This is a genomic window from Pseudomonas anguilliseptica, assembly GCF_900105355.1.
Taxonomy (GTDB): Bacteria; Pseudomonadota; Gammaproteobacteria; order Pseudomonadales; family Pseudomonadaceae; genus Aquipseudomonas; species Aquipseudomonas anguilliseptica.
In genome coordinates, this window is sequence record NZ_FNSC01000001.1 from 2279021 (window position 1) to 2292172 (window position 13152).

The window sequence follows — 13152 nt, forward strand, 5'->3', positions numbered from 1 at the left end:
GTGGCGTCAAAGCGTTATCAGCCATCAGGAGGCACACCTATGCAGCGACAGGACACGCACAGCAAACTTATCGGTTACCTGCTGTGGATTTTCGGTTTTCTCGGCGCGCACCGTTTCTATTACGGTAAACCGGTGACCGGAACCATCTGGTTCTTCGTAAGCGCTCCATAAACCTCATCTACAAATGATCCGCAGGCCAGCCAATGCTGAGCTCCAATTTCTTTCTGGAGCCAGCCGTCATGATGCGCCCCGACGCCAAAGTCGAAAAAGTCTATCTATACCCCAAGCCGGTGGATTTCCGAAAATCCATCGATGGCCTGGCCGCCCTGGTCGAGCTGGATATCAAGGTGGCGGTGTTCGACCCGGTGCTGTTCGTCTTCCTCAACCGCGCGCGCAGCCGGGTGAAGATTTTGTATTGGGAGCGCAACGGCTTTTGCCTGTGGCTCAAGCGATTGGAGGCTGAACGCTTCAAGTCGCATCCGGAACCTGGCGAAGATGCGATCGTGCTGACGGCCCAGGAGTTGAACTGGTTGTTGGACGGTATCGACCTGTGGCGCAACCGGCCGCACCAGGTTTTGACCCCTAGGTTCGTCACCTGAGCCGGTATAATCCACGGCATGATTTCTGTGCCCGAAACCCTTCCTGATGACCCCGCCGCGCTCAAGCAATTGCTCGCTGAGGTGTTGTCGTCGGCGCAGGAATTGGCCAAGGACAAGGATGGGCAGATCGAGCGCCTGCGCGAACAAAACGCGCTGTTGATCCAGCGCCTGTTCGGCCGTAAATCCGAGCAGAGCAGCGACCCGGATTCACCGCAGCTAGAGATGTTCAACGAAGCGGAAAGCCTGGCCGAAGCGGCGGCTGAAGCTCCGGCCGCTGAGGTCGAGGAAGAAGTCGTTGCGCCGACCAAGCGCCGCGGCAAGCGCAAGCCGTTACCGGCCGAACTACCGCGTGTCGAGGTCATCCACGAACTGCCCGAACACGAACTGACCTGCGAATGCGGTTGCCGCAAGCAGGCCATCGGCGAAGAAACCAGCGAGCAGCTGGAAATCATCCCGATGCAGGTTCAGGTGATCCGCCACATTCGCAAGACCTATGCCTGCAAGGCCTGCGAAAGCGCGCCGGTCACCGCTGACAAGCCGGCCCAACTGATCGAGAAAAGCCTGGCCAGCCCGAGCGTGCTGGCGATGCTGCTGACCAGCAAATACGCCGACGGCATCCCACTGTATCGCTTCGAAAAGATGCTCAGTCGCCATGGCATCGACATCCCCCGGCAGACCCTGGCGCGCTGGGTGATCCAGTGCGGCGAACTGCTACAACCGTTGCTCAACCTGATGCGCGACAGGCTGCTGGACAGTCCGGTGATCCACTGCGATGAAACCCGCGTGCAGGTGCTCAAGGAGCCTGGGCGCGATCCGAGCAGCCACTCCTGGATGTGGGTGCAGACCGGTGGCCCGCCTGGCAAACCGGTGATCCTCTTCGACTACACAACCAGCCGCGCGCAGGAGGTGCCGCTGCGCCTGCTCGACGGTTATCGCGGCTACCTGATGACCGACGATTACGCCGGCTACAACGCCGTGGCCGCACAACAAGGTGTTGAGCGCCTGGCCTGCTGGGCGCATGCGCGGCGCAAGTTCGTCGAAGCGCAAAAGGTGCAACCGAAGGGCAAAACCGGGCGTGCCGACATCGCGTTGGGGATGATCAACAAGCTCTACGGCATCGAGCGCGAACTTAAGGATGCCAGCGATGAACAGCGCTACCGGGGCCGCCAGCAGCACAGCCTACCGCTCCTCGATCAGCTCAAGACCTGGCTGGAGAAAACCCAGCCGCAGGTCACGGCGCAGAATGCCCTGGGCAAAGCAGTGAACTACCTGGCGAGCAACTGGAGCCGACTCGAACGCTACATCGAGGCTGGCCACCTGCCGATCGATAACAACGCTGCCGAGCGCGCGATCCGGCCCTTCGTCATAGGTCGCAAGAACTGGCTGTTCAGCGACACGCCGAAAGGCGCGACCGCCAGCGCCCAACTCTACAGCCTGGTGGAAACCGCCAAGACCAATGGCCAGGAGCCCTACGCCTGGCTGCGCCATGTCCTCGAACGCCTGCCGCTGGCCAACAGCGTTGAAGCCTACGAAGCGCTGCTGCCTTGGAACTGCCAACCAACGACGCCACTGTAAAACGCAAAACCTCTCCAGAGGGAGGTGGGGTCTATGGGGCGCTTACGGTTCTTCACCTTCGGTCTGCTGTTTATCGGCTGGATCGTCGACCTGTTCCTGATCCCGGCGATGGATCGCGAAGCCGATCTGCGCTTTACCGCCGGCGATACCGATTACAACGTGGCCTGGATCCTGCTGACCTTCCTCGGTATTTTCGGTGTGCACCGCATGTACCAGGGTAAGTGGATCACCGGGATCATCTACCTGTTTACCGGTGGTCTGTTCCTGCTCGGGGTGCTGTATGACTTCTGGACGCTGAACACTCAGGTGTCGATCAAGAACGCTGAGCGCAGCTAAGGCTCAGGCAAGAAAAAGCCCGCCTATTGGCGGGCTTTTTTGTGGCGCGAGGCATCACGCCTGGTAGCTGATATGTCCATCCACCAAGGTGTAACGCACGGCGCCCGGCAGGCAGTGGCCGATAAATGGGCAGTTGGCACCTTTCGAATACCAGGTTTCGCCGGCCAGGGTCGAGGCTTGTGGGTCAAACAGCAGCAGATCGGCGGGTGCGCCCACGCTCAGTTTGCCAGCCGGCAGGCGCAGCGCCTGCGCTGGGCCTGCACTCAGACGAGCGAGCAGGGTCGGCAGGTCGAGCAGACCGTCCTGCACCAGGCTCAGGGCCAGCGGTAGCAGCAGTTGTACGCTGCTGATGCCCGGTTCGGTGGCGCCGAAGGGCGCCAGCTTGGCGTCGCGCTCATGCGGCTGGTGGTGGCTGGAAATGGCCGAGATCACCCCGCTTTTCACGGCGGCACGCAGGCCGCCGCGGTCATCAGTTGTGCGCAGCGGCGGTTGTACGTGGTACAGGCTGGAGAAGTCGCTCAGCGCCTCATCGGTGAGGATCAGCTGGTACAGCGCCACATCAGCCGTGACTGGCAGGCCACGGGCCTGAGCATCGGCGACCAGCTGGGCGCCGCGAGCGCTGGTCAGCTGGCTGAAGTGCGCACGCACGCCGGTCTGCTCAACCAACAGCAGGTCGCGGGCCAGGGCCACCGTCTCGGCCGTTTCGGGAATGCCCGGCAGGCCGAGGAAACTCGCCGTTGCACCTTCGTGGGCCAGGCCGCCCTCGGCCAGGTCATGGTCCTGGGAGTGGAAGATCACCGTCAGGTCGAAAGTCGCAGCATATTCCAGGGCGCGGCGCAGGGTGCGATTGTTACGGAAGCTGTTCAGGCCGTTGCCGAAAGCCACGCAACCGGCGTCGCGCAGCGCGACCAGTTCGGCCAGCTGCTCGCCTTCCAGGCCTTTGCTCAGGGCTCCAATCGGGAACACCTTGGTGTGTCCGGCCTCGCGGGCGCGGTCGAGAATCAGTTCGGCCACGGTCGGAGTATCCAGCACCGGTTTGGTAAAGGGTGGGCAGCACAGGCTGGTCACACCGCCGGCGGCCGCCGCCAGGGTTTCCGTGGCGATGCTGCCTTTGCGGCTGTAACCCGGCTCGCGCAGGGCGACGTTAAGGTCGACCAGGCCAGGCGCGGCAACAAGGCCCTGGGCTTCGATGCTCTGTTCGGCGACGAAACCGGTCGGAGCCTGGCCGATGGCGATGATTTTGCCGCCTTCGATGTACAGATCAGTCTGCTGATCGAAGCCGCTGCTGGGGTCGATCACCCGGGCCTCGAGGATACGCATACGCATCAGTTCTGCTCCTCGGCATCTTGATTGAGTTGGCGCTGCGCGGTCTGCCCGCTCATGGCCATGGACAGCACGGCCATGCGCACGGCGATGCCGTAGGTGACCTGGTTGAGAATCACCGACTGCGGGCCGTCGGCCACCGCCGATTCGATTTCCACGCCGCGGTTGATCGGGCCCGGATGCATCACCAGGGCATCCGGTTTGGCCAGCTTGAGGCGCTCCTCAGTCAGGCCGAACAGGCGGTAAAACTCGCCTTCACTGGGCAGTAGGCCGCCGGTCATGCGCTCACGCTGCAGGCGCAGCATGATCACCACGTCGACGTCCTTGAGGCCAGCGGTCATGTCGCTGTAGACGGTCACTCCGTATTGCTCGATGCCAACCGGCAGCAGGGTTTTCGGCGCGATCACGCGAATGTCCGGGCAGCCAAGGGTCTTCAGCGCCAGCATGTTCGAGCGGGCTACCCGCGAGTGCAGGATGTCGCCGACGATGGCTACCGAGAGGTTCTCGAAACCGCCCTTGTGCCGCCGAATCGTCAGCATGTCGAGCATGCCCTGGGTCGGGTGGGCGTGACGGCCGTCGCCGCCGTTGATGATCGCCAGGTTGGGGCACACGTGCTCGGCGATAAAGTGTGCGGCACCGGAGTCGGCGTGGCGCACGACGAAGATGTCGGCAGCCATGGCTTCCAGATTGCGCAGGGTGTCGAACAGGGTTTCGCCCTTGCTGGTCGAACTGGTCGATACATTGAGGCTGATCACGTCGGCTGACAGGCGCTGGGCCGCCAGCTCGAAGGTGGTGCGGGTGCGTGTGGAGTTCTCGAAGAACACGTTGCACACGGTCTTGCCGCGCAGCAGCGGGACTTTCTTCACCGCGCGGGCGCCGACTTCGAGGAAGGAGTCGGCGGTGTCGAGGATCTCCGTCAGCAGCTCGCGTGGCAGGCCGTCGAGGGACAGGAAGTGGCGGAGTTGGCCTTGGTCATTCAGCTGCAGCGGGCGCTTGGCGGCTATGGTCGTCATCTGGCGAGTCTCAGTGGGCAAGCGTCTGGAGTTCGAGGGTCAGCGGCGTGGGGCCGGACAATTTTACCCGCTGATCCGCTGCCAGCGACAGCGTGGCACCGACCACATCCGGGCGAATCGGCAGCTCGCGGGCATTCAGGTCAAGCAGGCTGACCAGGGTCACGCTGGCCGGGCGGCCGTAATCGAACAGCTCGTTGAGCGCGGCGCGGATGGTACGGCCACTCATCAGCACGTCATCGATCAGCACTAGGTGCTGGCCTTCGATCTCGAACGGCAGCTCGGACGGCTGCACCTGCGGATGCAGGCCATTCTGGGTGAAGTCGTCACGGTAGAAGGACACATCGAGGATGCCCAGCGCGTCGTCGCGGCCTAGGGCTTCCAGCAGCGCCTGGGCAACCCAGACGCCGCCGGTGCGGATGCCAATAAAGCGCGGTTCGCTGATCTGCCGCTGATTCAGGTGGCCGGTCAGGGCCGCGGCCATTTGCGGTAGCAGTTCGGCCGGGTTGGGTAAGCTCATGGCAACACTCCAGATGCAATCTTAGTAGGCGTCAGCCCAGGCAATTTTCTTCAAGCCAACCTTGCAGGAGTAAGGCGGCGGCCAGTGCGTCGACCGGGCGTTCGCGGTAGCCGCTGTTCTGTCCCTGTTGCAAGCGCTGGCCCTTGGCCTCGTAGGTGGTCAGGCGTTCGTCGTGGGTGTGCACGGGCAGGTTGAAGCGGCCGTTAAGGCGGCGGGCGAATTTCTCGGCGCGGTCGCTCATCTCGCTTTTCGTGCCATCCATGTTCAGCGGCAGGCCGACGACTATGGCGTCCGGCTGCCATTCCTTGATCAGCGCCTCGACTTTCTGCCAGTCCGGCACGCCGTTCTGCGCCTTGAGGATGCACAGCCCGCGGGCCTGGCCGGTGATCACCTGGCCGACGGCAACGCCGATCTGTTTGCTGCCGTAATCGAAGCCCAGCAGCAGGCGCAGCGGTTTTGGATTCGCCTCGGCCATCAAGCGTGTCCGGCTTGTGAGGTAAGCAGGCTGAGGTTGACGCCCAGGCGCGCAGCCGCGGCGTTAAGACGCTGGTCGAAAGGCAGGTCGAAGAGGATGGCGTGGTCAGCCGGGCAGGTCAGCCAGGCGTTGTCGGTCAGCTCGGCTTCCAGCTGCCCGGCCTCCCAGCCGGCATAGCCGAGGGTGATCAGATATTTCTCCGGGCCTGTGCCATCGGCAATGGCGAACAGCACGTCTTGAGAGGTCGACAGGCCCAGTTCGCCCAGCTCCAGAGTGGCCTGAAACTGCGGGCCGCTGGGGTGCAGGACAAAGCCGCGATCGGTTTGTACCGGGCCGCCGGTGAAGATCGGTAAGCTCTGGCAAAGCACGGGCGGCTCGTCATCCGGACGCAATTGTTCGAGTACGTCAGCCAGGTTGAGGCCGTTGGGTTTGTTGATCACCAGGCCCATGGCCCCGTGTTCGTTGTGATCAATCAGGTAGGTGACGGTCTGCGCAAAATGCGGATCGGCCATGTGCGGCATGGCAATCAGGAAGTGGTGCTTGAGGTAGCTGGGGCTGGCGTCTTTCATGGCGTTAGTTTGGAGCTTCGAGCGGCAAGCCTCAAGCGCCGTGCGCAGATTCAGTTGCTCGACAGACGGTCGCCGCGCTCGAAACGCCAGGTTCGGATGATTTCCAGGCGGTCGACATCGGCCAGGTCGGCGGTAAACGGGGCGAACGGCGCGGCCAGGCGCACGATGCGCAGGGCGGCCTGATCGAGCAGGCGCTGGCCGGAGGATTCCAGCACCTGCACTTCGTACAGGGTGCCGTCGCGGTTGATCGACACCAGCAGGCGCAGGCTGCCGTAGATGCCCTGGCGGCGTGCTTCATCGGGGTAATTCAGGTTGCCGACCCGCTCGACCTTCTTGCGCCATTCGTCTTTGTACCAGGCGCCTTTGTCGCGCATGGTTGAGGCAGCGTTGAGGCGGTGAATCTTCGGGCGCTTGGCGTATTGCTGAACTTCCTGAGCCAGCTCGGCCTCCAGGCTGGCGATCTCCGACGACAACTGAGCGCTGTCGAACACCGGTGCCGGTCGGGCCTGCGGCGTTGGCTTGGCTTCTTCGCGCTTTACCGGGGTTTTCTGCTGCTGTGGGGCGCGGGTGGCGACGGCGGCTTTCGGTGCTTGCTGGCGTACTGCTGGCTGTTGCGGCGAGGTCGGCGGGGTGATGCGCTTGACTTCGCTGTCCTGAAACAGTGCCTGCTCGGTGGTTTTCGGTGCGGCCTTATGTTCCAGAGTGCCACTGCCTTGTTGGTTGTCTTGGGCGAGGAAATCGGCCTCTTTGGGCTTTTCTTCGCTCTTGAAGGTGGACAGGGTGATTTCCAGGGTTTTGCTGATCTGGCTCGGCTCGGCCAGGGTAAAGCCCAGGCCGAGGATCAGTGCAGCGTGCAGCACCGCAGCGAGAAACAGGGTAAAGCCCAGGCGGTCAGCCGGCTGTACGCCGGCGCTGGAAAGTTCAGGGAGTTGGGCTGCTGCGTTCATCGCATATCGGGTCTGCTCAGGTTGCCGCGCAGTCTGCCGAGGGCGCATGGAAAAGTCTATGAAGCACTGCGCGCATTGAGCTTCTCGGCAATCTTGTTCATCAGCTGCTCGCCGATACGTGTATCGAAAGCAGCGTCGATCTCGCGGATGCAGGTCGGGCTGGTCACGTTGATCTCGGTCAGGTGCTCACCGATCACGTCCAGGCCGACAAACAGCAGGCCTTTCTCACGCAGGGTTGGGCCGACTGCGGCCGCGATTTCACGGTCGCGCTCGCTCAGCGGTCGGGCTTCGCCGCGGCCGCCGGCGGCAAGGTTGCCGCGGGTTTCGCCTGCCGCTGGAATGCGTGCCAGGCAATAAGGCACCGGCTCGCCGTCGATCATCAGGATGCGCTTGTCACCATCCTTGATTTCGGGCAGGTAACCTTGGGCCATGATCTGCTGCTGGCCATGGTTGGTCAGGGTCTCGAGAATCACGGAAAGGTTTGGATCGCCTTCGCGGTGACGAAATATCATCGATCCGCCCATTCCATCGAGGGGTTTGAGAATGATGTCACGCTGCTCTTTGGCAAACTCGCGCAGAATGTCGGCCCTACGGCTGACCACGGTCGGCGGAGTGTATTGGCTGAACTGGGTGGCAAAGTACTTTTCATTGCAGTCGCGCAGACTTTGCGGGCGGTTGACCACCAGAACGCCCGCTTGCTCGGCTTGTTCCAGCAAGTAGGTGGAGTAGACAAACTCGTTATCGAAGGGCGGATCCTTGCGCATCAGGATCACGTCCAGCTCGCTTAATGCGATATCGTGCTCGTTACCCAGTTCGAACCAGCGCTGAGGGTCGTTGTATACGCTAAGCTCTGAAAGTCGAGCGCGTGCTTCGCCCTTGGTTTGGTAAAGATCTTTCTGCTCCATATAGAAGAGGGTCCAGCCGCGCGCTTGGGCGGTCAGCAACATGGCCAGCGAACTGTCCTTCTTGAATGCGATCTGGGCGATGGGGTCCATGACAATGCCGAGGCGGACGCTCATGGCGGTGTTCTCCGTAAAATGGCAGCGATTAAAGTGTGCTAAGACGTGATGTGGCGTCAGAGTGGCGCTGACAAGTCGGGTGGTCAAGGAAAAAACTTGGCCCCGCGCGGCTTATAGATTGCATCTGGAGAGTGTGCTAAAAAGGCCCGACGATTGGGTTTTAGCCCGTCGGTGGCAGGGCCTCAGGCGCACTGATATAACGCAAAAATAACGACTCACCGAGGCGATGGTAGGGCAAACATGGAACAGCATTCCGAGGGTTTGAGGGTGATGGTGATCGACGATTCGAAAACGATTCGTCGTACCGCGGAAACCCTGCTGAAAAAGGTGGGCTGCGAGGTGATTACTGCAGTTGACGGCTTCGATGCTTTGGCAAAGATCGCCGATACCCATCCGAGCATCATCTTTGTCGACATTATGATGCCGCGGCTCGATGGCTATCAGACCTGTGTCTTGATCAAGAACAACAGCGCTTTCAAATCCACTCCGGTGATCATGCTGTCTTCCAAAGACGGTCTGTTCGACAAAGCCAAAGGGCGCATTGTCGGTTCCGATCAATACCTGACCAAACCCTTCAGTAAAGAAGAGCTGCTCGGTGCGATCAAAGCCCATGTGCCTGACTTTGTACCGGTGGAACAAGCGTCCTGACGCCTGGCTGAACAGCTGAGCGCCTTTTTAAAGTATTGGGAAACACCATGGCTCGAATTCTGATTGTTGATGACTCGCCGACTGAAATGTACAAACTGACCGCCATGCTGGAAAAGCACGGCCATCAGGTACTCAAGGCGGAAAATGGTGCCGACGGCGTTGCTCTGGCTCGCCAGGAAAAGCCCGACGCCGTGCTGATGGATATCGTCATGCCGGGCCTCAATGGCTTCCAGGCGACCCGTCAGCTGACCAAGGATGCGGACACCAGCCACATTCCGGTGATTATCGTCACCACCAAGGATCAGGAAACCGACAGGGTTTGGGGTAAGCGCCAGGGTGCGAAGGATTACCTGACCAAGCCGGTTGATGAAGAAACCCTGGTTAAAACCTTGAATGCGGTATTGGCCGGTTAATACCAGGTCAGTCCGCAATTAAAAAGAATAAGGCCGCAGCTGGCATGTCGGACGCGCAAACACCTTTTCAAACCCTCCAGGATATCGACAGGCTCTGTCGTTCACTGGCTGCTGGCTTGCCTTCGCAGCAAGCGGTTGTGCAGACCTGGAGCGGCATCGGTTTTCGTATGGGCGAGCGTTTTTTTGTCGCGCCCATGGGCGAAGTTGGCGAGGTGTTGCATGAGCCGCGCCATACCCTGTTGCCTGGTGTGAAAAACTGGGTCAAAGGCGTGGCCAACGTGCGTGGTCGCCTACTGCCGGTGATGGACCTGTGTGGGTTCTTCGGCAATGAGCTGTCGCCACTGCGCAAGAAGCGCCGAGTGCTGGTGGTCGACCACCAAGAAGTCTTTGCCGGCCTTGCGGTCGATGAAGTATTTGGCATGCAGCATTTTCCTGTGGATACCTTCTCCGAGCAGTTGCCACCGCTCGAGGCGTCCATAGCACCTTTTATCCACGGAGTATTTCAACGTGAACAGCCCTGGTTGGTGTTCAGCCCACACGCGCTGGCCCAGAACCCGGGTTTTCTCGACGTGGCGTATTAACAGTTTATCGGTGGGGTCGGCTTTGTCGGCCTTTTGGCATTACATGGGAACCGTAGTGCGGTCGGTCAAGGCGGGGGCCAGTAAATGAAAAAACTAAATGCAGGTAATTTGTTAGCAGGTGCGCGCAGTAGCACATTGATCGCAGGGCTGTTTATTGTCCTGATTGTCTCGATCGTGCTGTTGTTCGCCAACTTCGCCTACATCAACACCCAATCCAACTACGACACGGAGTACATCGGCCACGCCGGTGAGCTGCGCGTACTCTCCCAGCGTATCGCGAAGAACTCCACGGAAGCGGCGGCCGGTACGGCCGAAGCGTTCGCCTTGCTGCGCGATGCGCGTAACGACTTCCAGACTCGCTGGGGTTATCTGACCGATGGTAACGAGGAAACTGGGCTGCCCGCAGCGCCGGAATCCCTGCAGCCACAGATTGCTGTAGTACAGCAGGACTGGGGTACGCTGCGGCAGAACACCGACGCCATCTTGGCCAACGAACAGACCGTATTGTCGCTGCATCAGGTAGCTGCCACCCTGGCAGAAACCATTCCGCAGCTGCAGGTCGAGTACGAAGAAGTGGTCGACATCCTGCTGGAAAGCGGTGCGCCGGCAGCTCAGGTTTCGGTAGCTCAGCGTCAATCCTTGCTGGCAGAACGTATTCTGGGTTCGGTAAACAAGGTACTGGCCGGTGACCAGGACTCGGTACAGGCCGCTGACATGTTCGGTCGTGATGCCAGCCTCTTCGGTCGGGTATTGAGTGCGATGCTTGAAGGCAACGCCGCCATGGAAATCACCCAGGTAGGCGACGAGGAAGCCCTCGAGCGTCTGGCGGAAATTTCCGAACTGTTCGAATTCGTATCCGGTTCGGTGGACGAGATTCTCGAAACCTCGCCTGAACTGTTCCGGGTGCGTGAATCGGCCAACGTGATCTTCAGTGTTTCGCAGACCCTGTTGGACAAAGCTTCTGAGCTGGCTGTCGGTTTTGATGACCTGGCCACCGGCCGTGCTATCAACACCCTGATTGGTTATGTGCTTGGCGCTCTGGCGCTTGGTTCGATCATCCTGATCGGCCTGGTGATGGTGCGGGAAACCAACCGTCGTCTGGCGTCTACCGCTGAGAAGAACGAACGTAACCAGGCGGCGATTCTGCGACTGCTCGACGAAATCGCCGACCTTGCAGGCGGTGACTTGACCGTGGCCGCGACGGTAACCGAAGACTTTACCGGTGCCATCGCTGACTCTATCAACTACTCCATCGACCAGCTGCGTGACCTGGTAGCAACGATTAACCTGGCCGCCGTTCAGGTAGCCGGTGCGGCCCAGGAAACCCAGGCCACGGCGATGCGCCTGGCCGAAGCTTCCGAGCACCAGGCCCAGGAAATTGCCGGTGCTTCTGCCGCGATCAACGAAATGGCCGTGTCGATTGACCAGGTATCGGCGAACGCCTCGGAGTCCTCCGCGGTAGCGGAACGTTCCGTAGCCATCGCCAACAAGGGCAACGAAGTGGTGCACAACACCATCACCGGCATGGATAACATCCGTGAGCAGATCCAGGACACCTCCAAGCGTATTAAGCGCCTCGGTGAGTCGTCCCAGGAGATCGGTGACATCGTTAGCCTGATTAACGACATTGCTGACCAGACCAACATCCTCGCACTGAACGCCGCGATCCAGGCCTCCATGGCCGGTGACGCGGGTCGAGGCTTCGCCGTGGTAGCGGACGAAGTACAACGCCTCGCAGAACGTTCCTCTGCTGCAACCAAGCAGATCGAGGCGCTGGTTAAGACGATTCAGACCGACACCAACGAAGCCGTTATCTCGATGGAGCAAACGACTTCCGAAGTGGTGCGCGGTGCTCGTCTGGCGCAGGACGCCGGGGTCGCGCTGGAAGAGATCGAGAAGGTATCCAAGACCCTCGCGGCCTTGATTCAGAACATCTCCAACGCTGCCCGCCAGCAGGCATCGTCGGCGGGCCACATTTCCAACACGATGAACGTGATCCAGGAGATCACCTCGCAAACGTCCTCCGGTACCACTGCCACCGCCAAGAGCATTGGTAACCTGGCCAAGATGGCCAGTGAGATGCGTAAGTCGGTATCCGGCTTTACCTTGCCGGGTGGGGAACAGGCTTAATCAGGTGCTGCGCGGCAGGCTGAAAAGCCTGTCGCACAAGGACTATGGCCGTGAGCGAGGGGTACGACATGCAGTCAGGCGTCTGGGCCTTGCAGCCTCTGGCAGATATGACAGTCACGGAATTTCGTGACTGGCAGACGCTGCTTGAGGAGCGTACCGGGGTTGTTCTCAATGAACGGCGCCGGGCGTTTCTGCAAACCAATCTGAGTGCGCGGATGCGCGAGCTGGGCGTGATGGATTACGCCACGTACTACCGGCAGGTAACCGACGGCCCCCGCGGTGCGGTGGAGTGGTCGACCCTGCTGGATCGGCTGACTGTGCAGGAAACCCGTTTCTTTCGTCATCGCCCTTCCTTTGAGGTGCTCGAAAGCTATTTGCGCGAACGTTTGCAGCAGGGCTTGACGCAGCCATGGGAGCTGTGGAGCGTTGGCTGTGCCAGCGGCGAAGAGCCTTATTCGCTGGCCATCAGCGCGTCCGAGGTCCTGCGTGAAAGTGAACACCCGGATCATTTCGGGGTAACAGGCACCGATATCAGCCTGAATGCCTTGAGCAAGGCGCGTGATGGCCAGTACGGCGCGCGCCGTCTGGAGCAGTTGGATGACGATCTGTGCCAGCGTTACTTCCTGGCCCAGGACGATGGACGTTTCAAAGTGGTGCCGAATCTGGCCGCGCGCGTGTGTTGCGCCCGGCTCAATGTGCTGGAGCTGGCTAAGGCACCGATGTCCGGTATGGACGTTATTTTTTGTCAGAACTTGTTGATCTATTTTCGTCGCTGGCGTCGCCGCGAGATCCTCAACCGCCTGGCTGAGCGCCTGGTGCCTGGAGGACTACTGGTGGTGGGAGTGGGCGAAGTGGCAGGTTGGCAGCATCCGGAGTTGATCCCGGTAGCCGACGAGCGAGTTCTGGCGTTTACCCGCAAGGGATAACAGGCTGTTGAAAAACGTAAGCGAGGCAGCCAGTGCAAGGCAAGAGCAGGCGAGAACGCGGAGTTTACGAGCTGTAAATGA

Annotated in this window: 14 protein-coding genes and 2 pseudogenes; 9 read left to right on the forward strand and 7 right to left on the reverse strand. The window is 60.6% G+C overall.

Features of this window, described 5'->3' with window-relative positions:
• Positions 1-39: 39 nt before the first annotated feature.
• From BLW24_RS11015 to BLW24_RS11030, 4 genes and pseudogenes are all read left to right on the forward strand, one after another.
• A pseudogene (locus BLW24_RS11015) lies at positions 40-156 on the forward strand (NINE protein); the annotation flags it as partial.
• A gap of 47 nt (positions 157-203) precedes the next feature.
• Entirely contained in the window at positions 204-599 is a 396-nt protein-coding gene (tnpB, locus tag BLW24_RS11020; RefSeq protein ID WP_244161054.1) for an IS66 family insertion sequence element accessory protein TnpB, read from the forward strand.
• A gap of 18 nt (positions 600-617) precedes the next feature.
• Positions 618-2174, forward strand: a complete 1557-nt coding sequence (tnpC, locus tag BLW24_RS11025) for an IS66 family transposase (protein WP_090375474.1) — start codon at positions 618-620, stop codon at positions 2172-2174.
• Between the two features lie 36 nt (positions 2175-2210).
• Positions 2211-2510 (forward strand): annotated as a pseudogene (locus tag BLW24_RS11030) (TM2 domain-containing protein); the annotation flags it as partial.
• A 54-nt stretch (positions 2511-2564) separates the two neighbouring features.
• On the opposite strand, the gene BLW24_RS11035 reads toward BLW24_RS11030, so the two are convergent.
• Genes BLW24_RS11035 through gshB form a run of 7 tightly spaced genes read right to left on the reverse strand, consistent with a single transcriptional unit; the run spans position 2565 to position 8373 of the window.
• On the reverse strand, positions 2565-3836 hold the full coding sequence (locus BLW24_RS11035) for a dihydroorotase (protein ID WP_090380382.1): 1272 nt from the start codon (positions 3834-3836) through the stop codon (positions 2565-2567).
• Positions 3836-4846, reverse strand: a complete 1011-nt coding sequence (locus BLW24_RS11040) for an aspartate carbamoyltransferase catalytic subunit (protein ID WP_090380385.1) — start codon at positions 4844-4846, stop codon at positions 3836-3838. Before BLW24_RS11040 ends, BLW24_RS11035 begins: the two co-directional genes overlap by 1 nt.
• 10 nt (positions 4847-4856) lie before the next feature.
• Positions 4857-5363 (reverse strand): bifunctional pyr operon transcriptional regulator/uracil phosphoribosyltransferase PyrR, encoded by a 507-nt coding sequence (gene pyrR, locus BLW24_RS11045; protein WP_090380387.1) that lies wholly within the window; start codon positions 5361-5363, stop codon positions 4857-4859.
• 31 nt (positions 5364-5394) lie between these two features.
• Positions 5395-5838, reverse strand: a complete 444-nt coding sequence (gene ruvX, locus BLW24_RS11050; RefSeq protein ID WP_090380391.1) for a Holliday junction resolvase RuvX — start codon at positions 5836-5838, stop codon at positions 5395-5397.
• Positions 5838-6407 carry a YqgE/AlgH family protein gene (locus BLW24_RS11055; RefSeq protein WP_090380395.1) on the reverse strand — a complete coding sequence of 190 codons (570 nt, stop codon included), beginning with the start codon at positions 6405-6407 and terminating at the stop codon, positions 5838-5840. The genes ruvX and BLW24_RS11055 overlap by 1 nt, the downstream gene beginning before the upstream one ends.
• Positions 6408-6457: 50 nt before the next feature.
• Positions 6458-7354 carry an energy transducer TonB gene (locus BLW24_RS11060; RefSeq protein WP_090380398.1) on the reverse strand — a complete coding sequence of 299 codons (897 nt, stop codon included), beginning with the start codon at positions 7352-7354 and terminating at the stop codon, positions 6458-6460.
• 56 nt (positions 7355-7410) lie between these two features.
• Positions 7411-8373: a glutathione synthase gene (gshB, locus tag BLW24_RS11065; protein WP_090380401.1), complete on the reverse strand. Its 963-nt coding sequence runs from the start codon at positions 8371-8373 to the stop codon at positions 7411-7413.
• A 240-nt stretch (positions 8374-8613) separates the two neighbouring features.
• On the opposite strand from gshB, the gene pilG reads away from it, so the two are divergent.
• The 5 genes from pilG (at position 8614) to BLW24_RS11090 (ending at position 13071) form a co-directional block, all read left to right on the forward strand.
• Positions 8614-9021 carry a twitching motility response regulator PilG gene (pilG, locus tag BLW24_RS11070; RefSeq protein WP_090380404.1) on the forward strand — a complete coding sequence of 136 codons (408 nt, stop codon included), beginning with the start codon at positions 8614-8616 and terminating at the stop codon, positions 9019-9021.
• Between the two features lie 47 nt (positions 9022-9068).
• A complete protein-coding gene (gene pilH / locus BLW24_RS11075; RefSeq protein ID WP_090380407.1) occupies positions 9069-9434 on the forward strand; it encodes a twitching motility response regulator PilH in 366 nt (121 codons plus the stop codon).
• Positions 9435-9478: 44 nt separating this feature from the next.
• Complete coding sequence (locus BLW24_RS11080) at positions 9479-10015, forward strand: chemotaxis protein CheW (protein ID WP_090380410.1); 537 nt, start codon at positions 9479-9481, stop codon at positions 10013-10015.
• A gap of 84 nt (positions 10016-10099) precedes the next feature.
• Positions 10100-12145, forward strand: coding sequence for a methyl-accepting chemotaxis protein (locus BLW24_RS11085; protein WP_090380413.1), 2046 nt, complete (start codon positions 10100-10102; stop codon positions 12143-12145).
• Positions 12146-12213: 68 nt separating this feature from the next.
• Complete coding sequence (locus BLW24_RS11090; RefSeq protein WP_090387699.1) at positions 12214-13071, forward strand: protein-glutamate O-methyltransferase; 858 nt, start codon at positions 12214-12216, stop codon at positions 13069-13071.
• The last annotated feature ends 81 nt before the right edge of the window (positions 13072-13152 follow it).

Bases quoted from the DNA above. Each gene is read 5' to 3' on its own strand.
- pyrR (WP_090380387.1), bottom strand. From the start codon at position 5,363: ATGAGCTTACCCAACCCGGCCGAACTGCTACCGCAAATGGCCGCGGCC.
- BLW24_RS11085 (WP_090380413.1), top strand. From the start codon at position 10,100: ATGAAAAAACTAAATGCAGGTAATTTGTTAGCAGGTGCGCGCAGTAGC.
- pilH (WP_090380407.1), top strand. From the start codon at position 9,069: ATGGCTCGAATTCTGATTGTTGATGACTCGCCGACTGAAATGTACAAA.
- BLW24_RS11090 (WP_090387699.1), top strand. From the start codon at position 12,214: ATGCAGTCAGGCGTCTGGGCCTTGCAGCCTCTGGCAGATATGACAGTC.
- BLW24_RS11035 (WP_090380382.1), bottom strand. From the start codon at position 3,836: ATGCGTATGCGTATCCTCGAGGCCCGGGTGATCGACCCCAGCAGCGGC.
- tnpC (WP_090375474.1), top strand. From the start codon at position 618: ATGATTTCTGTGCCCGAAACCCTTCCTGATGACCCCGCCGCGCTCAAG.
- BLW24_RS11080 (WP_090380410.1), top strand. From the start codon at position 9,479: ATGTCGGACGCGCAAACACCTTTTCAAACCCTCCAGGATATCGACAGG.
- tnpB (WP_244161054.1), top strand. From the start codon at position 204: ATGCTGAGCTCCAATTTCTTTCTGGAGCCAGCCGTCATGATGCGCCCC.
- BLW24_RS11060 (WP_090380398.1), bottom strand. From the start codon at position 7,354: ATGAACGCAGCAGCCCAACTCCCTGAACTTTCCAGCGCCGGCGTACAG.
- BLW24_RS11040 (WP_090380385.1), bottom strand. From the start codon at position 4,846: ATGACGACCATAGCCGCCAAGCGCCCGCTGCAGCTGAATGACCAAGGC.
- ruvX (WP_090380391.1), bottom strand. From the start codon at position 5,838: ATGGCCGAGGCGAATCCAAAACCGCTGCGCCTGCTGCTGGGCTTCGAT.
- gshB (WP_090380401.1), bottom strand. From the start codon at position 8,373: ATGAGCGTCCGCCTCGGCATTGTCATGGACCCCATCGCCCAGATCGCA.
- pilG (WP_090380404.1), top strand. From the start codon at position 8,614: ATGGAACAGCATTCCGAGGGTTTGAGGGTGATGGTGATCGACGATTCG.
- BLW24_RS11055 (WP_090380395.1), bottom strand. From the start codon at position 6,407: ATGAAAGACGCCAGCCCCAGCTACCTCAAGCACCACTTCCTGATTGCC.